The organism is Streptomyces sp. SCSIO ZS0520 (genome assembly GCF_025643355.1).
GTDB classification, from domain to species: domain Bacteria; phylum Actinomycetota; class Actinomycetes; order Streptomycetales; family Streptomycetaceae; genus Streptomyces; species Streptomyces physcomitrii.
Map to the genome: position 1 here is coordinate 4998609 of NZ_CP092644.1, position 24256 is coordinate 5022864.

Below are 24256 nucleotides of genomic sequence, written 5' to 3' on the forward strand. Positions count from 1 at the left end.
GGCGTGCGCGCGACCGCTCCGGCCGGGGCCGCGGTCCCCGACCGCCGTGCCACACCGCCACCGGCGGTGCACCCAGCCTCCGGCCGCCGACTTGAGCGGCCCGAACGGCTCCGCCGTACCCGCGCGCCCTCGGCCACGGGTCCCACAGGAAACGACGCATGCCCGAAAACCCCAGAACCCACGGCCACCCCGGCCCCCACGGCCGGGACGACCACGCCCCGGCCTCCCCCTCGACCCCCACCACCCGCACCGCGGAGGCCGCCACCGCCACCCCGAATCCCCCGAGCACTCAGAAGTCCCCGAGCACCGCCACGTCCCCGAGCACCGCCACGTCCCCGAGCACCACCGAGTCCCCGAGCACCGCCAAGTCCCCGAGCGCCACCGGGTTCTTGAGCACCGCAAAGACTCCGAGCACCGCGAAGCCCACCGGCGGTCGGAACCGGCCCACCGGCCGGGGAACCGGCAGCACCGGCAGCACCGGCAGCACCGGCCGCTCCTGGACAGGGGCGCGGGCCCTGCTCGTACGGCTGCACTTCTACGCCGGGGTGCTCGTCGCGCCCTTCCTGCTGGTGGCCGCGCTGACCGGGCTCGCCTATACGGCCACCCCGCAGCTGGACCGGCTCGTCTACGGCGACCAGCTCACCGTCGCGCGCGCCGAGGGCCCGACCCGTCCGCTGGCGGAGCAGATCGCCGCCGCCCGGGTCGCCCACCCGGAGGGCACCCTCGACTCGGTCGTCACCCCGCCCGGGCCCGAGGACACCACGCGGGTGGTGCTCAACCTCCCCGAACTCGGCGAGAAGCAGCGCACCGTGTACGTCGACCCGTACACCGCGGAGGTACGCGGCGCGCTCACCACCTGGGCCGGATACACCCCGCTGACCACCTGGCTCGACGACCTGCACCGCAATCTGCACCTCGGCGAGACGGGCCGCCTGTACTCGGAGACCGCCGCGAGCTGGCTGTGGGTCGTCGTCGCGGGCGGCCTCCTCCTGTGGCTCGGCCGCGTCCGGCGCGGCGCCCAGCGGGCGGGGGCGAGCGAGTCGGCACGAGCGGCCACGTCAGCACCCGCGTCCCCGGCGGCACACGTGCCCGACTCCGCACCGGCACCCGGTCCGGCCCGGGAAGCCGAGTCACCCAGGGCGGCCGAGTCGCCCAAGGCGGCCGAGTCGCCCAGGGCGGCCGAGTCGCCCAGGGCGGCCGAGTCATCCCGGACGGTCAAGCCGCCCCGGACAGCCAAGCCGCCCCGCGCCGCGCACCCGCTCCGCAGCGCGCTGCTCTGGGACCGCGGGGCCAGGGGGGTCCGGCGTACCCGGAGCCTGCACGCCGTCACCGGGGTCTGGCTCTCCCTCGGTCTGCTCTTCCTGAGCGCCACCGGACTGACCTGGTCCGCCTACGCGGGCGCCCGCTTCGACACCCTGCAGCAGAACACCTCCGCCGCCGCCCCGGTACTCGACACCACCCTGCCGGGTTCCGGGGCCGGGGGCGGTGCCACGGGCCACGGTGAGCACGCGGGCCACGGGGCGGCGAAGCCGAAGGGTGCCGCGCCGGACCCCGGGCACTTCGAGGCGGTGCTCGCCCGGGCGCGGGCGGCGGGTCTCAGCGGCACCGTGACGGTGACGCCGCCCGCCGAGACGGGCGGGGCCTGGACCGTGGCCCAGCGCGACAACACCTGGCCCGTGCACTACGACCAGGTCGCGGTGGACGCCGAGCGCAGCGAGATCACCGACCGCACCCGCTGGGCCGACTACCCGGTGCTCGCCAAGCTCAGCAAGCTCGGCGTGCAGGGGCACATGGGCGCCCTCTTCGGCCTCGCCAACCAGCTGGTCCTCGCGGCCCTCGCCCTCGCCCTGACCCTGGTGGTCCTCTGGGGCTACCGCATGTGGTGGCAGCGCCGTCCCACCCGCCGGGGCGGGGCGGGAGGGCTCGCGAAGCCGGCGCGGCTCGGCAGGGCCCCGGTGCGCGGGGCCTGGCGCCGGGTTCCGCTGCCGGTGCTGCTCGCCGGGCTCCCGCTGGCGGCCCTGGTCGGCTGGGCGGTGCCCGTACTCGGCGTGACCCTGCTCGGCTTCCTCGTCCTGGACGCGGCGGTGGGCCTGGCCCGGCGCGCCCGCGCGGAGACGGCGGAGCCCGCGCGGGACCTGCCCGAGCCGCCACCTCCCGTGGCGGAGACGGAAGACGAACCCGAGGCGGTGGCGGCGGTCCGCGACTGACTCCGGTTCACCCCGGTACGTACGGACGAAGCGGCGGCGGGAAGCCTCTCCCGCCGCCGCTCTCGTGGTCCTGCCTCAGCCGACGACCGTCCAGGTGTCCTTGCCCGCGAGGAGCGCGGCCAGGTCGCCCTTGCCGCCCTGCTCGACCGCGGCGTCGAGCTGCTCGGCCATCAGGGTGTCGTAGACGGGGCGTTCGACCGAGCGGAGGACGCCGATCGGGGTGTGGTGCAGGGTGTCCGGGTCCGCCAGGCGGGAGAGCGCGAAGGCCGTGGTCGGGCTCTGCTGGTGGGCATCGTGGACCAGGACGGAGGACTCGTTCTCCGGGGTGACGGTGACGATCCGCAGGTCACCGGTGGCCGGGTCGCGGACGACGCCCTTGGAGCCGCCGGGGCCGAAGCGGATCGGCTCGCCGTGGGTGAGGCGGATGACCGCCTCCTCCGCCTGCTGCTTGTCCTTGAGGACCTCGAAGGCGCCGTCGTTGAAGATATTGCAGTTCTGGTAGATCTCCACGAGCGCGGTGCCGGGGTGGGCCGCCGCCTGCCGCAGGACTTCGGTGAGGTGCTTGCGGTCGGAGTCGACCGTACGGGCCACGAAGCTCGCCTCGGCGCCGATCGCCAGCGAGACCGGGTTGAAGGGGGCGTCGAGCGACCCCATCGGCGTCGACTTGGTGATCTTGCCGACCTCGGAGGTGGGCGAGTACTGGCCCTTGGTCAGCCCGTAGATCCGGTTGTTGAAGAGCAGGATCTTGAGGTTGACGTTCCGGCGCAGGGCGTGGATCAGGTGGTTGCCGCCGATCGACAGGGCGTCGCCGTCCCCGGTGACCACCCAGACCGAGAGGTCCCGGCGGCTGGTGGCGAGCCCGCTGGCGATGGCGGGCGCGCGGCCGTGGATCGAGTGCATCCCGTAGGTGTTCATGTAGTACGGGAAGCGGGAGGAGCAGCCGATGCCGGAGACGAAGACGATGTTCTCCTTGGCCAGGCCGAGTTCGGGCATGAAGCCCTGCACGGCGGCCAGGATGGCGTAGTCGCCGCAGCCGGGGCACCAGCGCACTTCCTGGTCGGACTTGAAGTCCTTCATCGACTGCTTGCCCTCGGCCCTGGGCACCAGGGAGAGCAGCTGCGAGGCGGAGGCGAGGGGCACCGAGCCTGCGGGGGCACTCGCGCCGGCTCCGGGTTTTTCGGTGAGGATCTCAGTCATCGAGGGCCTCCTTGAGGACCGTGGCGAGCTGCTCCGCCTTGAAGGGCATTCCGCTGACCTGGGTGTAGGACTGGGTGTCGACGAGATACCGGGCCCGCAGCAGGGTGTTGAGCTGGCCCAGGTTCATCTCCGGCACGACCACCTTCCGGTAGCCGGCCAGGACCTCGCCGAGGTTGGCGGGGAAGGGGTTGAGGTGCCGCAGGTGCGCCTGCGCGACGCTCTCCCCGGCCAGCCGCAGCCTGCGTACCGCCGCGGTGATCGGCCCGTAGGTCGAGCCCCAGCCGATCACCAGGACCTGGGCGTCGCCCGAGGGGTCGTCGACCGCCAGGTCCGGCACGGCGATCCGGTCGGTCTTCGCCTGCCGGGTGCGGACCATGTGGTCGTGGTTGGCGGGGTCGTAGGAGATGTTGCCGGTGCCGTCCTGCTTCTCGATGCCGCCGATGCGGTGTTCGAGGCCGGGGGTGCCCGGGACCGCCCAGGGGCGGGCGAGGGTCAGCGGGTCGCGCTTGTACGGCCAGAAGACCTCGCTGCCGTCGTCCAGGGTGTGGTTCGGGCCCTGGGCGAACTGCACGCGCAGATCGGGGAGTTCGTCCGGCTCCGGGATCCGCCAGGGCTCGCTGCCGTTGGCCAGGTAGCCGTCCGAGAGCAGGAAGACCGGGGTGCGGTAGGTCAGCGCGATCCGGGCCGCCTCCAGGGCCGCGTCGAAGCAGTCGGCCGGGGTCTTCGGCGCCACGATCGGCACCGGCGCCTCGCCGTTGCGCCCGTACATCGCCTGGAGGAGGTCGGCCTGCTCGGTCTTGGTCGGCAGTCCGGTCGAGGGGCCGCCGCGCTGGATGTCCACGATCAGCAGCGGCAGTTCGAGCGAGACCGCGAGCCCGATGGTCTCGGACTTGAGCGCCACACCGGGACCGGAGGTCGTGGTCACCGCGAGCGAACCGCCGAAGGCGGCCCCGAGGGCGGCGCCGATACCGGCGATCTCGTCCTCGGCCTGGAAGGTGCGGACGCCGAAGTTCTTGTGCTTGCTCAGCTCGTGCAGGATGTCCGAGGCCGGGGTGATCGGGTACGAGCCCAGGTACAGCGGCAGATCGGCCTGCTGCCCGGCGGCGACCAGCCCGTAGGAGAGGGCGAGGTTGCCGGAGATGTTGCGGTAGGTGCCCGCGGGGAAGGCGGAGGTCGCGGGCTCCACCTCGTAGGAGGTGGCGAAGTCCTCGGTGGTCTCGCCGAAGTTCCAGCCCGCGCGGTAGGCGGCCAGGTTGGCCTCGGCGATCTCGGGCTTCTTCGCGAACTTCTTCCGCAGGAAGGCCTCGGTGCCCTCGGTCGGCCGGTGGTACATCCACGAGAGCAGCCCGAGCGCGAACATGTTCTTCGAGCGCTCGGCCTCCTTGCGGGAGAGGTCGAAGCCCTTCAGCGCCTCCACCGTCAGCGTGGTCAGCGGCACCGGGTGCAGCTGGAAGGCGTCCAGTGAGCCGTCCTCCAGCGGGGAGCTCTGGTAGCCGACCTTCGCCATCGCCCGCTTGGTGAACTCGTCGGTGTTCACGATGATCTCCGCGCCCCGCGGCACGTCCCCGATGTTCGCCTTGAGGGCGGCCGGGTTCATGGCGACGAGGACGTTCGGCGCGTCCCCGGGGGTGAGGATGTCGTGGTCGGCGAAGTGCAACTGGAAGGAGGAGACGCCCGGCAGGGTCCCGGCAGGCGCCCGGATCTCGGCGGGGAAGTTCGGCAGCGTCGACAGGTCGTTGCCGAACGATGCGGTCTCCGAGGTGAAACGGTCTCCGGTGAGCTGCATACCGTCACCGGAGTCGCCCGCGAACCGGATGATCACCCGGTCCAGACGGCGTACCTCCTTGCCGCCCGGGAGCGCGGCATCCTGCTCCCCGGCGTCGGTCCCGTCTGCGTGCTCGGCTGCGCTGCTGACCTGGTTGGCCACTGAACTGGACCTCCCTCGAAACGGGTGGGTGGAGGCGCCGGCTCCCCGGCTGCTTCCGGGGCAACCTTACGTCGGTGAGGGTTACCTTCTCTTGACCTTGGGGATCCTGCTTGCCCACCTCGAAGGAACGTTCAGGGTGCTTTGTCCGCCTTTTCCCGCCCAATTCACCCCCGTTGTGCATCGGGCCGACCGCTCCTCAATTGGTTCTAGGTCCTCGGATGTACGCCTTGCTACGCCTTCTGGCAGACCGCCCGGCCCTGCCCCGCGACCGCGTGACAGGACCGGACGCCGGGTGACAGGACCGGGTCAGCAGCCGCCGCCCGAGGTAGCAGGACCGGATCAGGAGGCGGATCACGAGGACGCGCGCGCGGAGTGCGGGCCCTCTCCGAAAGAGGTTCCGGAGCTGTTCAGGAGTTGAGGTACGTCAGCACGGCGAGGACCCGGCGGTGGTCGCCGTCGCTCGGCGAGAGGCCCAGCTTCAGGAAGATGTTGCTCACGTGCTTCTCCACCGCACCATCGCTGACCACCAGCTGCCGGGCGATCGCCGAGTTGGTCCTGCCCTCGGCCATCAGGCCCAGCACCTCGCGCTCCCGCGGGGTCAGGGCGGCGAGCACGTCCTGCTTCCGGCTGCGGCCCAGGAGCTGGGCCACCACCTCCGGGTCCAGGGCCGTGCCGCCCTCGGCCACCCGCACCACCGCGTCCACGAACTCGCGGACCTCCGCCACCCGGTCCTTGAGCAGGTAGCCGACCCCCCTGCTGGAACCGGCCAGCAGCTCCGTCGCGTACCGCTCTTCCACGTACTGGGAGAGCACCAGCACTCCGAGTCCCGGATGCCTGCTCCGCAGTTGCACGGCGGCCCGTACGCCCTCGTCGGTGTGGGTCGGCGGCATCCGCACGTCCGCGACCACCACATCCGGCAGCTCGTCCGCCGCCGCCAGTTCGGCGATGGTCTTCACCAGCGCCTGGGCATCCCCGACCCCGGCGACCACCTCGTGCCCCCGGTCGGTCAGGAGCCGGGTCAGGCCCTCTCTCAGCAGCACCGAATCCTCGGCGATGACCACCCGCACCCTGTCCTCCAGCTCTGAGTCCCCGGACGCATGCCCTCCGCCGCGCCCCCATCAGCATTCCAGCATCCGGGATCGCGGTGCTCCCGGACCGGGGGATCGCGGTACGGGAGGCGGGGCGAGGGAGGGTCAGCGGCGCCAGGGGAGTTCGGCGGTCACTCGGGTCGGGCCGCCCCGCGGGGAGTCGACCACGAGGACGCCGTCCACCGCGTCCAGCCGCTCCGCGAGGCCCGCGAGCCCGGAACCGGAGGTGAGATCGGCGCCGCCCGTCCCGTCGTCGGCGACCTGGAGCATCAGCCGGTCGTCCACCTGCCAGACGTCCACCGAGGCCCGGTTCGCCCCCGCGTGCTTGCTGATGTTCTGCAGCAGCTCGGAGACGGTGAAGTAGGCGATGCCCTCGATGGCCGCCGCCGGGCGGTACGGCAGGTCGACGTCCACCTGCACCGGGACCGTGCAGCGGGAGGCGACGGAGGAGAGGGCGGCGTCCAGGCCCCGGTCGGTGAGGACCGCCGGGTGGATGCCGCGCGCCAGGTCCCGCAGCTCCTGGAGCGCGGTCTTCACCTCGCCGTGCGCCTCGTCCACCATCCGCGCCGCGGCCTCGGGGTCCTCGGTCAGCTTCTCCTTGGCCAGGCCCAGCTCCATGGCCAGGCTCACCAGGCGGGCCTGGGCCCCGTCGTGCAGATCGCGCTCGATGCGGCGCAGATCGGCGGCGGCGGTGTCCACCACCACCCCGCGGTCCGACTCCAGCTCCACCACCCGGTTCTCCACCTGGGAGGGGGCGAGCAGCCCCTGCACCAGGAGCCGGTCGACCGAGGTCAGGGCCCGGATCACCCAGGGGGTGAGCAGGGTCAGCGCCAGGCCTATCAGCGCGGTGACGGTCAGCTCGAAGGGGTTGTCCAGATAGACCTGGTGGGTCTCGTCGCCGTAGAGCTGGATGCCGTCCACGCCCGCGTAGACCGGGAGCGACCACTGCCACAGGGGGTAGGTCAGCGCGGCCCAGCCGTACGCCCACAGGGAGATCGAGACGGAGAAGGCGAACACCGCCCAGGGGAAGTGGATCAGCGAGTAGAGCAGGTGCCGCCAGGAGGTGCCGCTCCTGAGCACCGCGCCCATCCAGCCCATGGGGGTGGCCCGCCGGGGCTTGACCGGGGCCGGGTCGCCGATCTCCAGGCCCAGCATCGAGCGGGCGCGGGCCCGCTCCATCGCCCCGAAGCCGCGCAGGACCCAGAGGCCGAGGGCGAGCACCGGGATGCCGAGGAAGGTGATGAGCAGTCCCACGCCCGCCGAGAACATGGTGATCCCGAAGCTGAACATCACCACGGAGACCGGCAGGCTGAGCAGCTGGTAGCCCAGCTCCCGCAGGGTCCGCCCCTCGAAGGGGGCCCGCAGGACCGCGGGGACCCGGTGGTGGCGACGCGGCCGGTCCGCCGCGGGGAACCCGGGCCCGGAGCCGAAGCCCTGTCCGTAGTCGGTGGCCATCGCGTGCTTCCGTTTCTCTCCTGGCAGCCGCCCGCCGACTGTCCACCTCAACGGTCCTCCTCGGGCCCCGCCCGGACCATGCGGTCCATCGGTCTCTTGAACCGGGGGTTTTCCCTACCCCGGGCGCCGACCCGGGCGTCCTGCCCGGGACGGGCGAGGCCATGGCGCGGGCGCGCGAGGCCGCGGGGCGGGCGCATGGGGCCGCGGGTGCGCGAGGCCGCGGGCGGCGGGGTGCCGCCTCGGCCGGGTGCCGGGTGCGGGAGGCGGGGTGCGAGTGGGCGGGGTCCCGGCCGGGCGGGGGTGCGCGCCGGTTCAGCCCGGCTGGGGCTCCGGCCTGCGGCCGGTGTGGCGGGAGTCCGGTCCCTCCACCCGGTCCCGCCAGGGAAGTTCGGCGGTGACGGTGGTGGGGCCGCCCGGCGGGGAGTCGATGACGAAGAGTCCGTCCACCGCGCCGAGCCGCTCCGCGAGCCCGGCCATCCCGGTGCCCGCGTCCAGGCTGGCGCCGCCCCTGCCGTTGTCCGTGACCTGTATGAGCAGGCGGTTCTTGGCCCGCCACACATCCACCGTCGCCGCGCTCGCCCCGCTGTGCTTGCTGATGTTCTGCAGCAGCTCGGAGACGGTGAAGTAGGCGATGCCCTCGATCGCCGCCGCCGGTCTGGCCGGGAGCGAGGCCGTCACCTGCACCGGGACCGTGCAGCGGGAGGCGACGGAGGAGAGGGCGGCGTCCAGGCCCCGGTCGGTGAGGACCGCCGGGTGGATGCCCCGGGCGAGGTCGCGCAGCTCCTGCAGGGCGAGCTTCACCTCGCCGTGCGCCTCGTCGACCATCCGGGCCGCCGAGTCCGGGTCCTCCAAAAGCTTCTCCTTGGCCAGGCCGAGGCCCATCGCCAGATTCACCAGGCGGGCCTGGGCCCCGTCGTGCAGATCGCGCTCGATGCGGCGCAGGTCGGCGGCGGCGGTGTCCACCACCACGCCCCGGTCGGACTCCAGCTCGGCTATCCGCCGCTCCAACTCGTCCGAGGGGGAGAGGAGTCCGCGGACGAGGAGGCGGTCGACGTTGGTCATGGCGCGGGCGAGGAAGGGCAGCACCGGCCACAGCACGAAGAGGGAGACCAGGGTGAGGCTGAAGGTCAGCACGCCCCAGGGGAATCTGATCAGCTCGTACAGCGCGGTCCGCCAGGCCACCGTGTCCTTCAGCTGGGCCCACAGCCGGGCGAGGAAGTCCTGCCCCCGGCGCGGCAGCGGGCTCGGCTCCTCGATGTGCAGCCCGAGGAATCTGCGCGCCCGCGCCCGCTCCGCCTTGCCGAGCTGCCGGGCGCCGAGCAGCCCGAGGGCGAGCAGCGGCAGCCCGATCAGGGTCACGGTGAGGAAGGTGCCGGTGGACAGCACCGTCACCACGTACACGAAGCCGACCAGCGACGCGGGGAAGTTCAGCAGGAGATGCGCGATCTCCTTCCAGGTGGAGGCGTCGAAGGCGAAGCGCGGGGGCGGCGGGCGGTCGGTGCCGGCTGCCCCGCCGCCGGGTGCCGTGGTGAGCGTGCGTGCGGTCATATCGGATAGGTTGCCCGTCCGCCGGGCCGGGCGCCATGAGGTGCACCGCCAGCTTCACCTGTGGTTAACCCCACCCCCGCCGGGCCCCGGGCGCCGCCCTCCGACCGAGGCGGGGACCCCGCTCCCCCTTACCGTGCCCCTGTTGCCCCGAAATCCCCGGTGCCGCCCCCAGGGACCGACCAGGGGCTGGACCACGACGTGAGACGGGCTGCTTAGCCTCTCTTTAGCAGGGCCTAGACTCCCGTGCGTAGAGATCGTCGGACAGGCGCGATCCACCGGGTCAAGGGGATCGTCGGACAGACACGATCGAGTCGGTCGTCGGATCGGTCGTCGGACAGGCGCCCCCGCGGCGCGACGAGGTCAGGGAGCGAGGAGCGGACGTGCAGGGACCGACCGTTCTCGCGGCGGGCTACTTCCAGTCGTACTCCGCCGTCGGGCTGCTCGCCGTGGTCGGCGTGCTCTTCGTGGCCGTCGCCTTCGGCGCGAACCGGCTGCTGCGGCCCGTCGTACCCAGCCCCGAGAAGCTGCTCACCTACGAATGCGGCGTCGACCCGGTCGGCGAGGGCTGGGCCCACACCCAGGTCCGCTACTACGTGTACGCCTTCCTCTATGTGATCTTCGCCGTCGACTCGATCTTCCTGTTCCCCTGGGCCACGGTCTTCGCCGCACCCGAGTACGGCGCGGCCACCCTGGTCGAGATGTTCGTCTTCCTCGGCTTCCTGGCCATAGGACTGCTGTACGCCTGGAAGAAGGGCGTCCTCTCATGGATGTGACACCGGCCGAAGCCGCCGCGGCCCCGGGCGCGAGCGCCCAGGACCTCCCCGACCCCACCCGGCTGCCCGCCACCGGCGGCCGGCTCGGCGCGCTGGCCCGCCTCGCGCCCGAGCCGATGAAGGTGGTCCTCAACTGGGGCCGCCGCTACAGCCTGTGGGTCTTCAACTTCGGGCTCGCCTGCTGCGCGATCGAGTTCATCGCCGCCTCGATGGCCCGCCACGACTTCATCCGGCTCGGGGTGATCCCCTTCGCGCCCGGCCCGCGCCAGGCCGACCTGATGCTCGTCTCCGGGACGGTCACCGACAAGATGGCCCCCGCCGTGAAGCGCCTGCACGAGCAGATGCCCGAGCCCAAGTACGTCATCTCCTTCGGCGCCTGCTCCAACTGCGGCGGCCCCTACTGGGATTCGTACTCGGTGACCAAGGGCGTCGACCAGATCATCCCGGTCGATGTGTACGTCCCCGGCTGCCCGCCCCGCCCCGAGGCGCTGCTCCAGGGCATCCTCAAGCTCCAGGAGAAGATCGCCGAGGAGTCGCTGCGGGACCGCTACCGAGCACCCGGCGGCCCCCGGCCCTCCGCGGCCCAGCTGCAGAGCGACCTGGTCCGGCCGCCCGCCCCCGGGGAGGGAAGCCGGTGACCGGCTGGCTGACCGCACCCGCCGAGGAACTCTTCGGCGAGGGCGCCACCGCGGAGGAGAGCTACCAGGTCCTCACCGTCGAGGTCCCCCTCGGCTCCTGGATCCCGGCGCTCGAAACCGCCCGCACCACCCTCGGCTGCACCTATTTCGACTGGCTCAGCGCCGTCGACGAACCCGGCACCGGCTTCCGCCTCGCCGCGCATGTGGTGGCCGTCGGCACCCCCGTGCGCCGGCTGCTGCTGCGGACCCTGGTTCCGCACGAGGAGCCCGTGGCGCCCACCGCCGTCGGCGTCTACGCGGGCGCCACCTGGCACGAGCGCGAGACCCACGAGATGTTCGGCGTCGTCTTCGAGGGCCACCCCGGCCTGGACAAGCTGCTGCTCCCCGAGAACTTCGAGGGCCACCCGCTGCGCAAGGACTTCGTCCTCGCCGCCCGGGTCGCCAAGGCCTGGCCCGGCGCGAAGGAGCCGGGCGAGTCCGACCACGGCGGCCCCAAGCGCCGCCAGATGCTGCCGCCGGGCGTCCCCGACCCGAACGACTGGGGCCCCCTCAAGGGCCAGCTGCCGCCCGCCCCGGCCCGCCCGGCACGGGGCGCGGGGCGCGCCGCCGGTGCGGCGGGGCGCGGTGCGGGCGCCCGGGGTGCCGGTGCCGCCGCACGCGGTGCCGCCGCTGCTGGGGAGGCCGGGGGTACGGCGGGGGAGCGGCCCGTACGGAGGTCGCGTACGGCTGCGGGGGGATCGGCGAGTCAGACCGCGGGGGACGGCACGCAGGGGGCCGGTGCCGAAGGGGCCGCGGCTGTGGGTCCGGGTTCCGGTACGTCGGCGGGTGCGGGTCCGGCTTCGGGTTCCGGCACGTCGGCGGGTGCGGGTGCGGGTGCGGAGGTACCCGAGGCTTCGCCCGGGGCGGCTGCCTCGTCGTCCGACTCCGACTCCGGCTCCACCGCTTCGGACGCGCCCTGGCATCATGCCCGTCCGGCCTTCGAGGACTCGGCGTCCGGTACCGACAGCAAGACCGGTAGCGACACCGGGCCCGAGAGCAACGGCAACAGCGACAGCGACAGCGAGAGCGGCGGCCGAGGCGAGAGCGGCAGCGGCAGCAAGAGCGGCAGCGAGACCGGCACCGCTTCCGGCGCAGCCGCAGCCGCGGAAGCGGACGCAGCCACAGACGCGGCCGCGGCCGCCACCGAAACCGAAGCCACCACCGAAGCCACCACCGACCCCGACACCGAACGCCCCGGAGGTACGCAGTGAACGACGTGCTCGACGTCGCCCTGCGACTCCTGATCGTCTTCGCCGCCTTCCTCGTACTGCCGCTGGTGGTCGGGCAGAGCGAGCACAAGGTGATGGCGCACATGCAGGGGCGCCTCGGTCCCATGTACGCGGGCGGTTTCCACGGCTGGGCCCAACTGGTCGCCGACGGCGTGAAGTTCGCGCAGAAGGAGGATGTCGTCCCGGCGGGAGCCGACCGGCGGATCTTCCAACTCGCGCCCGCCGTCGCGCTGCTGCCGTATCTGCTCGTCCTCTTCGCCATCCCGGTGGGGGACGGCGACGGCGCGGTCGGCCAGGTCGTGGACGCGGGCATCTTCTTCGTGCTGGCCGTGATGGGCGTCGGCGTGCTCGGCTCGCTCATGGCCGGGTGGGCGTCCGCCAACAAGTTCTCCCTGCTCGGCGGCTTGCGCACCGCCGCGCAGCTCCTCTCGTACGAACTGCCCATGCTGCTCGCCGCGGCCTCGGTCGCGATGGCCGCGGGCACCGTCTCGCTGCCGGGCATCCTCGACGCCTTCGAGTGGTGGTGGCTGCCCTGGCAGATCGTCGGGGCGATCGTCTTCTTCGTCGCCGGGCTCGCCGAACTCCAGCGCCCGCCCTTCGACATGCCGGTGGCCGACTCGGAGATCATCTTCGGCGCGTACACCGAGTACACCGGCCTGCGGTTCGCGCTCTTCATGCTCGCCGAGTACGCCGGGATCGTCGTCCTGTGCGGGCTGACCACCGTGCTCTTCCTGGGCGGCTGGCACGGGCCCTGGGGTGCCGAGGGTCTCGGCTGGGTGTGGACCCTGCTGAAGTCCGCGGTGCTCGCCTTCCTCGTCATCTGGCTGCGCGTCACCTACCCCCGGCTGCGCGAGGACCAGCTCCAGAAGCTGTCCTGGACGCTGCTCGTCCCGCTGGCCCTCGCCCAGATCGCCCTCACCGGCATCGTCAAGGTGGTGATCGAGTAACCATGGCCGAGTCCTCCGCGCACTCGCCGCAGGCGCACACCCCGCACCCGCACGCCCCGCACTCCCCGGCGGCCGAGGAGCCGCGCCGCTCGCGCATCCCCGGCTCCGGCCTGGCCAAGGGCCTCGCGGTCACCCTGCGCACGATGACGAAGAAGACGGTCACCGCGCAGTACCCCGAGGTGCTGCCCGCGCTGCCGCCCCGTACCCGCGGTGTCATCGGGCTCTTCGAGGAGAACTGCACGGTCTGCATGCTCTGCGCCCGTGAGTGCCCCGACTGGTGCATCTACATCGACTCCCACAAGGAGACGGTCCCGGCCGCCGCCCCCGGCGGACGCGAGCGCAGCCGCAACGTCCTCGACCGCTTCGCCATCGACTTCTCGCTCTGCATGTACTGCGGGATCTGCATCGAGGTCTGCCCCTTCGACGCGCTGTTCTGGTCGCCCGAGTTCGAGTACGCGGAGACCGACATCCGCGAACTCACCCATGAGCGCGACAAACTCCGCGACTGGATGTGGACCGTCCCCGAGCCCCCCGCCCTCGACCCCGCGGCCGAGGAGCCCAAGGAGCTCGCCGCCGCCCGCAAGACCGCGGACAAGCTCGCCGCCGAAGCCGCCAAGGCGGCGGAGGAGGCCGCGGCAGCCGAGCAGCAGCGGAAGACCGAGGGGCCCGAGGGTCCGGACGCATCGGCCGAGGGCCCCCAGGGTCCGGATGCATCGACCGAGGCCCCCCAGGGTCCGGACACACCGACCGAGGGCCCCCAAGGTCCGGACACATCGACCGAGGGAGGAGCCCGGTGAGCCTCGCCGCCCAGACCCACGGCTTCCTCTCGCCGACCGGCGTCGAGATCACCTTCCTGCTCGTCGGCCTCGTCACCCTGGGGGCGGCGCTGGTCACCGTCACCACGCGCCGCCTGGTGCACGCCGCGCTCTGGCTCGTCGTCGCCCTCGGCGGGCTCGCGGTCGAATACCTCCTGCTCACGGCCGAGTTCATCGCCTGGGTGCAGGTCCTGATCTACGTGGGTTCCGTCGTCGTCCTGCTGCTCTTCGGACTGATGCTGACCAGGGCGCCCATCGGCCCGTCCCCGGACGCCGACTCCGAGAACCGCTGGGTCGGCCTCGCGGTGGCCCTCGCCGCGGCGGCCGCCCTGGTCTGGGTCGTCGTCGACGCCTTCCGTACGACGTACATCGATCTCGACGGCGCCGCCCAGGGCACCACCGAGGTGACCGGGCAGAGCCTGTTCCGCGGCTGGGTGCTGCCCTTCGAGGCGCTCTCGGTACTGCTGCTCGCCGCGCTCGTCGGCGCCATCGTCATCTCCCGCAAGAACGCCGAGGAGGAAGCGGGCGCCGGTGGCACGGCCCCCGTCACCCCACCGCGCCGGACCGGCCCGCGCAGCACCGGCAACGGTCGCCGCGGCACCACCGCCGCCGCCTCGGCCGCCGCCCGCTCCCGGGCAACGGCGACGTCGGCCACGGCACCGGAGGACGAGCCCGGGCCCGCCGCCGAGGCATCCCACTCCCAGGCCATCGGCGAAGAAGCACCTGGCAAGGACGAAGAAGCACCGGGCAAGGGCGAGGAAGCAGCCGGCAAGGGCGAAGAAAAGGACGAAGAAGGAGAGCAGCGCTGATGCATCTCGCCTACCCCGCGGTGCTCTCCGCGCTGCTGTTCTGCACCGGGCTGTACGGAGTCCTGGCGCGCCGCAACGCCATCCTGGTCCTGATGTCGGTCGAGCTGATGCTCAACGCCGTCAACCTGAACCTCGTCGCCTTCGACGTCTGGCTCGCCAAGGCGGCCGAGGACACCCTGCACTCCGGCCAGGCGCTGACCCTGTTCACCATCGCCATCGCCGCCGCCGAGATCGGCATCGGCCTCGCCATCGTGCTCGCCGTGTACCGCGCCCGCGGCACCTCGGATGTCGACCGGCTGCGCGAGACCGCCGAACGCGGCCACCCGGACGGGACCGGAGGCTCCGGCGCGGACGCCGCGGGCCGCAACGCCGCAGACAGGACTGAGGCCGCCGCGTGACCACCACGACCCTCGCCGTACTCGTCCCGCTGCTGCCCGCCCTCGGCGCCCTCGCCGGGCTGCTGCTCGGCCGCAAGGCCCCCGGCTTCGTCCGACCGCTGGCGATCCTGCCGACCCTGACGGCGGGCGTGCTCGCGGTGCTCGTCGCCGTCCGGCAGGGCGGCGGCGCCCCGGTGGACGCCGTCCGCGAACTGACGCCGACCGGCTCCGTGCCCATCGAACTCGCCCTGCACATCGACGGTTTCGCCGCCCTGGTGGCGATCCTCGTCGGCCTGGTCGCCACCTGCGTGCAGCTCTACTCGACCGGCTATCTGCGCGACGACCCGCGCTACCCCTCGTACGCCGCGATCGTCTCCCTCTTCACCTCCGCCATGCTGCTCGTCGTCTACTCCGGCGACCTGATGGTGCTCCTGGTCGGCTGGGAGATCATGGGCATCTGCTCGTACTTCCTGGTCGGGCACTACTGGGAGACCCCCGAGGCGCGCGCCGCCTCCCTGAAGGCCTTCCTGGTCACCAAGCTCGGCGATGTCCCCTTCCTGATCGGCCTGCTCGCCCTGGCGACCGAGACCGGCTCCTTCCGCATCACGCGCATCCTCGGCGCGGTCGCGGACGGCGGCCTCGACCACCCGACGCTGATCGCCCTGCTGCTGCTCGCGGGAGTCGCGGGCAAGTCCGCGCAGTTCCCGCTGCACACCTGGCTGCCCGACGCGATGGCCGGCCCGACCCCGGTCTCCGCGCTGATCCACGCCGCGACCATGGTGGCCGCCGGTGTCTACTTCATCGCCCGGCTCCTCCCCGTCTTCACGGCCTCCCGGGCCGCGCTGATCGTCCTCGCGCTGATGGCCGCCGTCACCATGGCCGGTTCGGCGCTCGCCGCGCTGGCCCAGGACGACATCAAGCGGGTGCTCGCCTACTCGACCATCGGCCAGCTCGGCTATATGACCGGCGCCCTCGCGGTCGGCGAACGCGGTGCCGCCGTCTTCCACCTCCTCGCCCACGGCGCCTTCAAGGCGCTCCTCTTCCTCGCCGCGGGCGTGATCATCCACGCCGCGGGCACCAACTCGCTGGCCGCCATGTCCCGGATGCCGGGCCTCAAGTCCCGTGTCCCGGACGCCTACTGGACGATGACGGTGGCGCTGCTCGCGCTCGCCGCCCTCCCGCCCTTCAGCGGCTTCTTCTCCAAGGAGGCCGTGCTCGGCGCCGCCGAGCACGCCGCCACCGGACACGAGGGCCCCGTCCCCGGCGCCGCGGGCTGGATCGTGCTCGTGGCGGGCCTGTTCACCGCGCTGCTCACCGCCGCCTACGCCACCCGGCTGTGGCTGCTCACCTTCCACTCCCCGCTCGGCCGGGCGGCCGCCGAGGAGCCCGGCCCGCTCGCCGAGGCCGCCGCCGGACAGGAGGCCGCCGCCGAGGAGGCCCACGCCCACGGCCACGGCAAGCAGCCTGCGGTGATGAACCTCGTGCTGTGGATCCTCGCCGTCCCCTCCCTCGCCTTCGGCCTCGCCGTCGGCACGATCCCCGACTGGTTCGACGGCCACTCGCTCAACCCGACGCTCACCACCTCCGTACTCGGCACCGGACTCGCCCTCGTCGGCGGGCTCGTCACCTACGGGACCTGGCGGCACACCACCGCGATGGCGCTGCGCGTCCCGCTCGGCGCCGTCGCCGTCAACCGGCAGGAGGGCGCCGCCGCCGTCGAGGCGGAGGCCATCACCGCGCACGAACCCGCCTACGGGGACATCGCCGCCGCCCCCGACCCCGCCGACCCCGGCCGGCTCCTGCTCGGCCCGCTGCACCGGCACGCGGTCTCCGGATTCCACCTGGACGCCCTGTACAGCGCGCTCTTCGTACGCCCCGTACAACTCGCCGCGAAGGTCGTGCGCTTCCTGGACCGCGAGGTCGTCGAGAGCTACGTACGCGCCGCGGCCGTACTGCCGCGCTGGTGCGGCGCGGCGGTGCGGCGCGCGCAGACCGGGAACGTCCAGACCTACCTCAGCGCGCTCTTCGCCGGTTCCGCGGTCCTGGCGCTCGCCGTCGTCGTCCTTGCCCACCTGAACGCGGGGTCCTGAGCCGTGATCGATATCAGCTCGTCCGTGATGCAGTTCCTTCTCGCGCTGATCGTGGCCGGACCGCTCCTCGGCGCCGCGGCGGCCCTGCTGCCCGCCCCGCCCGGACTGAAGGGGAAGTCCCCCCAGCAGGCGGTGCTCCGGCACGGCGTGCTCGTCACCGGCGTGATCCTGCTCGCCGCGATCGTCCTCGCGCTCGGCTTCGACCACGACCACCCGTCGAGGATCCAGGCCAGCACCGATCTCAGCTGGATCCCGGCCCTCGACGTACGCCTCCACCTCGGTGTCGACGGCATCTCGCTCCCCCTCATCGTCCTGACCGCGCTGCTCACCTTCCTGTGCGCGCTCTACAGCTACTTCAAGCGGCCCGAAGGCCCCGCCCCCCAGGCCTTCGTGGCCCTGATCCTGGTCCTCGAATCGGGCACCCTGGCCACCTTCGCCGTGCTCGACCTGCTGCTGTTCTTCCTGGCCTTCGAGATGGTCCTCATCCCGATGTACTTCCTCATCGCCCGCTGGGGCGGCAAGGACAGGGGCCCCGCCGCCTGGAAGTTCATCCTCTACACGCTGCTCGGCTCCGTGTTCATGCTCCTCGGACTGCTCCTCGTCGGACTCGATTCCGGCACCTTCGACATGGTGGCACTCGCCTCTGACAACGGCCGCTCCCTGAGCACCTCCGTGCAGGTCACCGCCGCTCTGTCGATCGGCATCGGCCTCGCCGTGAAGACCCCGATGTGGCCGCTGCACACCTGGCTGCCGGACGCCCACACCGCCGCCCCCACGGTCGGCTCGGTGCTCCTCGCGGGCGTCCTCCTGAAGATGGGCACGTACGGCTTCGTCCGCGTCCTGCTGCCGATCGTCCCGGACGGCGCCCGCACCTTCGCGCCCTACCTCGCCGCCTTCGCCGTGGTCGGCATCATCTACGGCTCGCTGGCCTGCCTCGCCCTGGTCAGGGAGGGCGCGGGCGGCGACCTGAAGCGGCTCATCGCCTACTCCTCCGTCGGCCACATGGGCTTCGTCCTCCTCGGTATCGCCTCCATGACGCCGACCGGGGTCAACGGCGCCCTCTTCGCCAACATCGCCCACGGCCTCATCACCGGCCTCCTCTTCTTCCTGGTCGGCGCCCTGAAGGACCGCACCGGCAGCACCGACCTCGACGCCCTCGCCAAGGAGACCGGCGCCGCGCTCTACGGACGCGCCCCCCGCTTCGGCGGACTCCTCGCCTTCGGCGCGGTCGCCTCGCTCGGCCTGCCCGGACTCGCCGGGTTCTGGGGCGAGATGCTGGCCATGTTCGGCGCCTTCGACCCCGCCGCAGGCCTGCACCGCGGCGCCTTCCTCACCTTCACCGCCCTCGCCGCCTTCGGCACCCTGCTCACCGCCGCGTATCTGCTGCTCGTGGTCCGCCGCGTCTGCATGGGCGCGGTGCCCGAGAAGGCCCCGGAGTTCGCGGACGTCCAGGGCTACGAGTTCGCCGCCTGGACCCCGCTCGTCCTCCTCACCGTCCTCGCCGGACTGTGGCCCGCCGTGCTGCTCGGCCTCACCGACCCGGCGGTCCACAAGCTGCTCGCCGGAGGCGCGTCATGACCGCCCAACTCGCCGCGTCCGCCGAGTACCTGCCCCAGGCCCAGTCGGCGGTCCAGTCGATCGACTGGCTCGCCGTCGCGCCGCCCACCGTCACCGCCCTGGTGGCGCTCGGCGTGCTCCTCGCCGACCTGTTCCTGCCGCCCGCCCGCAAGGCGCTGCTCGGCTGGCTCTCGGTCGCCGGTCTCGCCCTCGCCCTGCTGTCCCTGCTGCCGCTCCTGGACGGGGACCGCGAGGCCTTCTGCCTCCAGGGCAAGGCGGAGGTGTGCAGCTACACCGCCGACCGCTTCACCCTGGTGGTGCAGCTCCTGGTCCTCGGCGGCGCGCTGTTCACCGCGCTGCTCTCCATGACCGCGATCCGCGACTCGAAGACCCCGGCCGGCCCTGCCACCGCCGGAGAACTGGCCGCCACCGGAGAAGGAGCCGTCACCGGAGACGCGGCCACCGCGGGAGAAAGGGCCGCGCGCGGGGACGGGGCGGCCGCCGCCCAGCCGCTGCCCGCGGGCGAGTTCTGGTTCCTGCTCCTGTGCTCCGCCGCCGGGGCCGCCCTGCTGCCCGCCTCCCGCGACCTCGCCACCCTGGTGGTCGCCCTGGAGGTCGCCTCGCTGCCCGCCTTCGCCCTCGTCGGCCTGCGGCGCGGCGAGGCCCGCAGCGCCGAGGCCGCCCTCAAGTTCTTCCTCTCCTCGGTCACCGCGACCGCGGTCACCCTGCTCGGCGTCAGCTTCGTCTACGCCGCCACCGGCAGCCTCTTCCTCACCGAGATCGCCGAGGAGGTCACCCACGTCGACGGGCAGCTCCAGACCCTCGTCGAGACCGGCGTCGTCCTCACCCTGGTCGGCTTCGCCTTCAAGACGGCCGCCGCGCCCTTCCACTTCTGGGTGCCGGACACCTACGTCGGCGCGCCCCTGCCGGTCGCCGCCTACCTCTCGGTGGTCGGCAAGGCGGTCGGCTTCTCCGGGCTGATCCTGGTCACCGTCCTCGCCTTCCCCTCGTACGGGAAGGACATCTGGGGCCCCGCGCTCGCCGTGCTCGCCGCCCTGACCATGACCGTCGGCAATGTCGCGGCCCTGCGCCAGGGCGCCGACCGCGCCTTCAGCGCCGTCCGGCTGCTCGCCTGGTCCTCGATCGGCCAGGCCGGCTACCTGCTCGTCCCGCTCGCCGCCGCCGCGTACACCGACGACGGCCCCCGCACCATCGGCTCCACCCTCGCCTACGCCCTAATGTACGCGGTGGTGAACCTCGGCGCCTTCGCCGTCGCGGCCCTCCTCGCCCGTACGAAGCCGCTGGCCCGGATCGCCGACTTCCGGGCGCTGTACGCCGCGCGCCCGGTCACCGCCCTGGTGTTCGCCTTCTTCCTGCTGTGCCTCGCCGGGCTGCCGCCGGGCATCATCGGCCTGTTCGCCAAGGTCACCGTCTTCGCCACGGCCGTCGACGCGGGCCTCGGCTGGCTCGCGGTGGTGATGGCCGCGAACGTCGTCATCGCCCTTGTGTACTACCTCCGGTGGACTGCGCTGCTGTTCCGGTCGGCGGAGGGGGCGGAGGGCACCGAGGGTGCGGAGGGTGTGGCAGGCGCGGGTACGGGGGCTGCCGGGGCGGGGGCCGCTGCTGCGGGGAGTGGCGAGGGTGCCGGTGCCGGTGCCGGTGCCGGTGCCGGTGTCGCGGTCGGAGGATCGGCGGGCGGGGTGGCGGTGCTTCCGGTGCCTGTGCCGCTGAAGGTGGCGGTGAGCCTGACGGCCGTGGTGGGTGTGGTGCTTTCGGGGGCGCCGCAGATGGTGCTGCGGTTCGCGGATATGGGGTTGTTCGGGGGCTGAGGGCTGAGGGCTGAGCGGCTGGGGGCAGAGAGCTGGGGAGGGGCTGAGGGCCGCGGGGCCGGGGGAGCGGTGGCTGGCGGTGCTGGTCGGCCGGCTGACAAGTAGCGGGTAGCAGATGACGGATGACAGATATCGATATCTGTCATCCGTCATCTGTTGTCTGTCAGTCCATTTCCGTCAGCGCATCTCCGTCAGCCCATCCCAGGTCAGCGCATCCGGGCCAGTCCCTCCCTCTCGATCACCGGCCACTAGCCACCGGCCACCAGTCACCAGCAATCAGTCACTGGCCATCGGCCACCGTCCGTCAGCCATCCGGCATCGGCCATCGGCCATCGACCCCGGCCACACTCGCCCGCCCGCGCCCCACACCCTCCCCGCCCCCACCCGTCTCACCCACCCAGCCCACCGCCCCACGTGCGCAGACCGCCGGGCGCCGGGGAACCACTGCCGCCCGCCTGGCGTTGACCAGTACGGGAGGGTCCACTGGACGGGAAGGGCAAGGATCCGGCCGGTCGGCAGCGGGTTTCCCGGCGAGAGACATCAGGAGGGCGTTCCGTGCACCGCAGGCACAACGGGCTGAAAACCGCCGTACTCCTCGGGGGACTGTCGGCGCTGATCCTTCTGCTCGGCAGCTTCTTCGGGCGTACGGGACTCATCATCGCGCTCGTCATCGCGCTCGGCACCAACGCGTACGCGTACTGGAACAGCGACAAGATGGCGCTGCGGGCGATGCGCGCGCGGCCGGTCAGCGAGTTCGAGGCGCCCGCGCTCTACCGCATGGTGCGCGAGCTCTCCACCCAGGCCCGCCAGCCGATGCCCCGCCTCTACATCTCCCCGACCGAGGCCCCGAACGCCTTCGCCACCGGCCGCAACCCGCGCAACGCAGCGGTCTGCTGCACGGAGGGCATCCTGCGGATCCTCGACGAGCGCGAGCTGCGCGGGGTCATCGGCCACGAGCTGAGCCATGTCTACAACCGGGACATCCTGATCTCCTCGGTCGCGGGCGCACTGGCCTCGGTGATCATGTTCCTGGTGAACTTCGCCTGGCTGATCCCCTTCGGCCGCTCGGACAACGACGAGGGCCCGGGCATCTTCGGCATGCTCCTGATCATGCTGCTGGGCCCGCTCGCCGCCTCGGTGATCCAGCTCGCGATCAGCCGCTCCCGCGAGTACGAGGCCGATGCCTCCGGCGCCCAGCTCACCGGTGATCCACTCGCGCTCGCGAGCGCACTGCGCAAGCTGGAAGCAGGCACCAAACAGCTGCCTCTCGCCCCCGAGCCCCGGGTGGAGACCGCGAGCCACATGATGATCGCGAACCCCTTCCGGCCAGGTCAGGGCATGGCGAAGATGTTCTCCACCCACCCGCCGATGGCGGAACGCATCGCTCGGCTCGAACAGATGGCAGGTCGTCAGCAGTGAAGACAATTCTGAACATCATCTGGCTGGTCCTGAGCGGCTTCTGGCTCTTCCTCGCCTACCTCGCCGCGGGCCTGATCCTCTGCATCACGATCATCGGCATCCCCTTCGGCCTCGCCAGTTTCCGTATCGCCGTCTACGCGCTCTGGCCCTTCGGCCGGACGACCGTCGTGCGCCCCGACGCGGGAGCGCCGTCCCTGGTCGGCAACGTCCTCTGGGTAGTCCTCGCGGGCTGGTGGATCGCCCTCGCGCACATCAGCACCGGCCTCGTCCAGTGCCTGACGATCATCGGCATCCCGCTCGGCATCGCCAACTTCAAGCTCATACCGGTCGCCCTCATGCCCCTCGGCCGCGACATCGTCAGCACCGACCGCCCCTTCACCGCGCGCTACTGAGCGGCGTCCGAGGGTTCGTCGCCGCGGATCACTCGGGGTCGAGCTGGTGGTCGGCCCAGACATAGCTCTCGGGCAGCAGCTCGGCGACCGGCACGGCCCGAAGGCCGTCGCCCGCGCTCGTGCCGTCGCCCGCGTCCTCGCCCTTGCCGACGATGACCGTGAGCCCCGGGAAGTAGTCGAGCAGCACCTGACGGCACCGGCCGCACGGAGGCACCACCCCGCGGTCGCGGTCGCCCACGGCGACGATCGTCTCCAGCTCGTACGCCCCCTGCGCGGCCGCCGCCCCGATGAGCACCAGCTCGGCGCAGGGCCCGCCGGTGAAGTGGTAGGCGTTCACCGCGGTGACGATCCTGCCGTCCCGGTTCCGGCCCGCCGCCGCCATGGTGTGGTTGTCGCCCCGGCAGCGTGTGCGGGCGAGGTGCGCCGCCGCCTCGATGAGTTCCTGATCGACGAGGTGATGCGCCCGCGTGCTCATCTGCTCCGCCCTCTCCCGCTCTTCTCCGGTCCCGTTCTTCTCCGGCTTCTCCGCGCTGCGCCGGGTGTCAGCTGATGACGGTGACCCGTACGAGCCGGAGGCGCAACCGCATATCGCAACCGGCCCGGCGGTGCGGCGCGTCCTTCTGCATGAGGTCGCGGACGTCCTCGTTCCCCGGTGAATCAATCCGCGCTCCGAGGGCAGACGCGGAAGAAGCCCGAGTCGACCGCGCCGCGGCCGCCGGGCACAAGGGAAAGGTGGGAACAGGCCATGGGTATCGTCGGCTGGATCATCCTGGGGCTGCTGGCCGGTGCGATCGCCAAGGTCCTCCTGCCCGGCAAGGACCCCGGCGGCTTCCTCGGGACCACCGTCATAGGCATCGCGGGCGCCTTCCTCGGCGGCTGGCTCTCCGCCCGCCTCCTCGACCACCCGATCAACAAGGACTTCTACGACGGCGCCACCTGGGCAGCCGCGATCGGCGGCGCCCTCGTCCTGCTCGTGGCGTACCGCATCCTGTTCGGCCACTCCCGGCGCTGAGCTTCCGGTCCGGAGAGGAACCGCTCCCTGCACCAGACGGGAGCGTCAGGAGCAGGAGCAGGAGCAGGGATAGAGGCAGGGGCAGGGGCAGCGGCCGGGTCAGGAGCAGGGACCGAAAAGCTCCTCGAGGACCTCGGTGCCCTCCTGCGGCGCGCGGACCTCGAAGTGCAACTCCGGTCCGTCCAGGTGCAGACGGAAGTCGAAGAACGGGCAGCACCGCTGCTCCTCGGCCGCCAGCGCGGCCAGCTCCGCCGTGCGAGCCGCCGGCAGCGTGAGCCGCAGGCCCTCGGGGAGCGGCAGGCGGACGGCGCCCCGTACGGCCTCGCGCCAGCGCTCCGCCCGCTCCTCACGCGCCGCACCGGTCAGCGCACAGGCCACGGGCGCCTCACGCCACCGCTCGGCCTGATCGGCGCCGCCTGCCTCGCCCCCGCACGCGCAGGTGGCGGCCTCGCTGTCGCCCCCGTCCCCGGCCTCTGCCTCGACGGGTGACGGGTGGCCGGGGCAGCAGTCGGAGGTGCAGGGCTCGCCGCTGTCCGGGAGGGCGTCCAGGTGGTCGAGGGTCCGCTCCAAGTCGGCGATGAGCAGGCCGAGTTCAGCGACCCGCTCCCGGGAACCGACCAGCCGCGCGGCGATACGGGGCCGCAGCTTCGTCCGCACCTCCGCGCAGGCGCCCGAGGCCCGCACGCCGAGCACCTCCGCGATCTCCTCCAGCGGGAGCCCCAGGTTCTTGGCGGCACGGATGAACGCCAGCCGCTCGACGGACTCCTCGCCGTAGACGCGGTACCCCGCCGCCGTACGCCCGGGGCGGAGCAGTCCCGCACCCTCGTAGAACCGCAGCGTGCTCGCGGGAAAGCCGGTCCGCTCCGCGAGCTGGGATATCCGCAAGGTGCTCATACGCCCGACGGTAG

General features: G+C 72.5%; 21 protein-coding genes. 14 read left to right on the forward strand and 7 right to left on the reverse strand.

Annotated elements, in window-relative coordinates:
- The first annotated feature begins 515 nt into the window (after positions 1-515).
- Positions 516-2207 (forward strand): PepSY-associated TM helix domain-containing protein, encoded by a 1692-nt coding sequence (locus MID12_RS19760; RefSeq protein WP_263173301.1) that lies wholly within the window; start codon positions 516-518, stop codon positions 2205-2207.
- Positions 2208-2282: 75 nt separating this feature from the next.
- On the opposite strand, the gene MID12_RS19765 is transcribed toward MID12_RS19760, so the two are convergent.
- The 5 genes from MID12_RS19765 to MID12_RS19785 all read right to left on the reverse strand — a co-directional run bounded on the left by MID12_RS19765 (position 2283) and on the right by MID12_RS19785 (position 9422).
- Complete coding sequence (locus tag MID12_RS19765; protein WP_397914196.1) at positions 2283-3284, reverse strand: 2-oxoacid:ferredoxin oxidoreductase subunit beta; 1002 nt, start codon at positions 3282-3284, stop codon at positions 2283-2285.
- Positions 3285-3396: 112 nt separating this feature from the next.
- The gene (locus MID12_RS19770) at positions 3397-5331 is read right to left on the reverse strand and encodes a 2-oxoacid:acceptor oxidoreductase subunit alpha (RefSeq protein WP_040252582.1); all 1935 of its coding nucleotides are present in this window, start codon (positions 5329-5331) and stop codon (positions 3397-3399) included.
- A gap of 407 nt (positions 5332-5738) precedes the next feature.
- Positions 5739-6410 carry a response regulator transcription factor gene (locus MID12_RS19775; protein WP_040252585.1) on the reverse strand — a complete coding sequence of 224 codons (672 nt, stop codon included), beginning with the start codon at positions 6408-6410 and terminating at the stop codon, positions 5739-5741.
- A 114-nt stretch (positions 6411-6524) separates the two neighbouring features.
- The gene (locus MID12_RS19780; protein ID WP_040252587.1) at positions 6525-7874 is read right to left on the reverse strand and encodes a sensor histidine kinase; all 1350 of its coding nucleotides are present in this window, start codon (positions 7872-7874) and stop codon (positions 6525-6527) included.
- Between the two features lie 312 nt (positions 7875-8186).
- Complete coding sequence (locus tag MID12_RS19785) at positions 8187-9422, reverse strand: sensor histidine kinase (RefSeq protein ID WP_263169338.1); 1236 nt, start codon at positions 9420-9422, stop codon at positions 8187-8189.
- A 380-nt stretch (positions 9423-9802) separates the two neighbouring features.
- Between MID12_RS19785 and MID12_RS19790 the strand changes: the two genes are divergently transcribed.
- The 12 genes from MID12_RS19790 to MID12_RS19845 all read left to right on the forward strand — a co-directional run bounded on the left by MID12_RS19790 (position 9803) and on the right by MID12_RS19845 (position 22336).
- Positions 9803-10195 carry an NADH-quinone oxidoreductase subunit A gene (locus tag MID12_RS19790; RefSeq protein WP_040252589.1) on the forward strand — a complete coding sequence of 131 codons (393 nt, stop codon included), beginning with the start codon at positions 9803-9805 and terminating at the stop codon, positions 10193-10195.
- The gene (locus MID12_RS19795; protein ID WP_263169340.1) at positions 10186-10833 is read left to right on the forward strand and encodes an NADH-quinone oxidoreductase subunit B; all 648 of its coding nucleotides are present in this window, start codon (positions 10186-10188) and stop codon (positions 10831-10833) included. Before MID12_RS19790 ends, MID12_RS19795 begins: the two co-directional genes overlap by 10 nt.
- A complete protein-coding gene (locus MID12_RS19800) occupies positions 10830-12083 on the forward strand; it encodes an NADH-quinone oxidoreductase subunit C (RefSeq protein WP_263169342.1) in 1254 nt (417 codons plus the stop codon). Before MID12_RS19795 ends, MID12_RS19800 begins: the two co-directional genes overlap by 4 nt.
- The gene (locus MID12_RS19805) at positions 12080-13048 is read left to right on the forward strand and encodes a complex I subunit 1/NuoH family protein (RefSeq protein ID WP_040252594.1); all 969 of its coding nucleotides are present in this window, start codon (positions 12080-12082) and stop codon (positions 13046-13048) included. The genes MID12_RS19800 and MID12_RS19805 overlap by 4 nt, the downstream gene beginning before the upstream one ends.
- A gap of 143 nt (positions 13049-13191) precedes the next feature.
- Positions 13192-13845, forward strand: a complete 654-nt coding sequence (locus tag MID12_RS19810) for a 4Fe-4S binding protein (RefSeq protein ID WP_263173304.1) — start codon at positions 13192-13194, stop codon at positions 13843-13845.
- Complete coding sequence (locus MID12_RS19815) at positions 13842-14672, forward strand: NADH-quinone oxidoreductase subunit J (RefSeq protein ID WP_263169346.1); 831 nt, start codon at positions 13842-13844, stop codon at positions 14670-14672. Before MID12_RS19810 ends, MID12_RS19815 begins: the two co-directional genes overlap by 4 nt.
- A complete protein-coding gene (nuoK, locus tag MID12_RS19820; RefSeq protein WP_040252595.1) occupies positions 14672-15070 on the forward strand; it encodes an NADH-quinone oxidoreductase subunit NuoK in 399 nt (132 codons plus the stop codon). Before MID12_RS19815 ends, nuoK begins: the two co-directional genes overlap by 1 nt.
- Entirely contained in the window at positions 15067-17139 is a 2073-nt protein-coding gene (locus MID12_RS19825; RefSeq protein WP_263169350.1) for an NADH-quinone oxidoreductase subunit L, read from the forward strand. The genes nuoK and MID12_RS19825 overlap by 4 nt, the downstream gene beginning before the upstream one ends.
- A 3-nt stretch (positions 17140-17142) precedes the next feature.
- The gene (locus MID12_RS19830; protein ID WP_263169352.1) at positions 17143-18717 is read left to right on the forward strand and encodes a NuoM family protein; all 1575 of its coding nucleotides are present in this window, start codon (positions 17143-17145) and stop codon (positions 18715-18717) included.
- Positions 18714-20525 (forward strand): NADH-quinone oxidoreductase subunit N, encoded by a 1812-nt coding sequence (locus MID12_RS19835; RefSeq protein ID WP_263169355.1) that lies wholly within the window; start codon positions 18714-18716, stop codon positions 20523-20525. Before MID12_RS19830 ends, MID12_RS19835 begins: the two co-directional genes overlap by 4 nt.
- Before the next feature lie 555 nt (positions 20526-21080).
- The gene (gene htpX, locus MID12_RS19840) at positions 21081-21944 is read left to right on the forward strand and encodes a zinc metalloprotease HtpX (RefSeq protein ID WP_040252603.1); all 864 of its coding nucleotides are present in this window, start codon (positions 21081-21083) and stop codon (positions 21942-21944) included.
- Entirely contained in the window at positions 21941-22336 is a 396-nt protein-coding gene (locus tag MID12_RS19845; protein WP_040252606.1) for a YccF domain-containing protein, read from the forward strand. The genes htpX and MID12_RS19845 overlap by 4 nt, the downstream gene beginning before the upstream one ends.
- A 28-nt stretch (positions 22337-22364) precedes the next feature.
- On the opposite strand, the gene MID12_RS19850 is transcribed toward MID12_RS19845, so the two are convergent.
- Positions 22365-22811, reverse strand: a complete 447-nt coding sequence (locus MID12_RS19850; RefSeq protein WP_040252608.1) for a cytidine deaminase — start codon at positions 22809-22811, stop codon at positions 22365-22367.
- A gap of 270 nt (positions 22812-23081) precedes the next feature.
- Between MID12_RS19850 and MID12_RS19855 the strand changes: the two genes are divergently transcribed.
- On the forward strand, positions 23082-23348 hold the full coding sequence (locus MID12_RS19855; RefSeq protein ID WP_040252610.1) for a GlsB/YeaQ/YmgE family stress response membrane protein: 267 nt from the start codon (positions 23082-23084) through the stop codon (positions 23346-23348).
- Between the two features lie 99 nt (positions 23349-23447).
- Here the strand turns inward: MID12_RS19855 and MID12_RS19860 are convergent, their stop codons facing one another.
- Positions 23448-24242, reverse strand: a complete 795-nt coding sequence (locus MID12_RS19860) for a MerR family transcriptional regulator (RefSeq protein ID WP_263169362.1) — start codon at positions 24240-24242, stop codon at positions 23448-23450.
- Between the last annotated feature and the right edge of the window lie 14 nt (positions 24243-24256).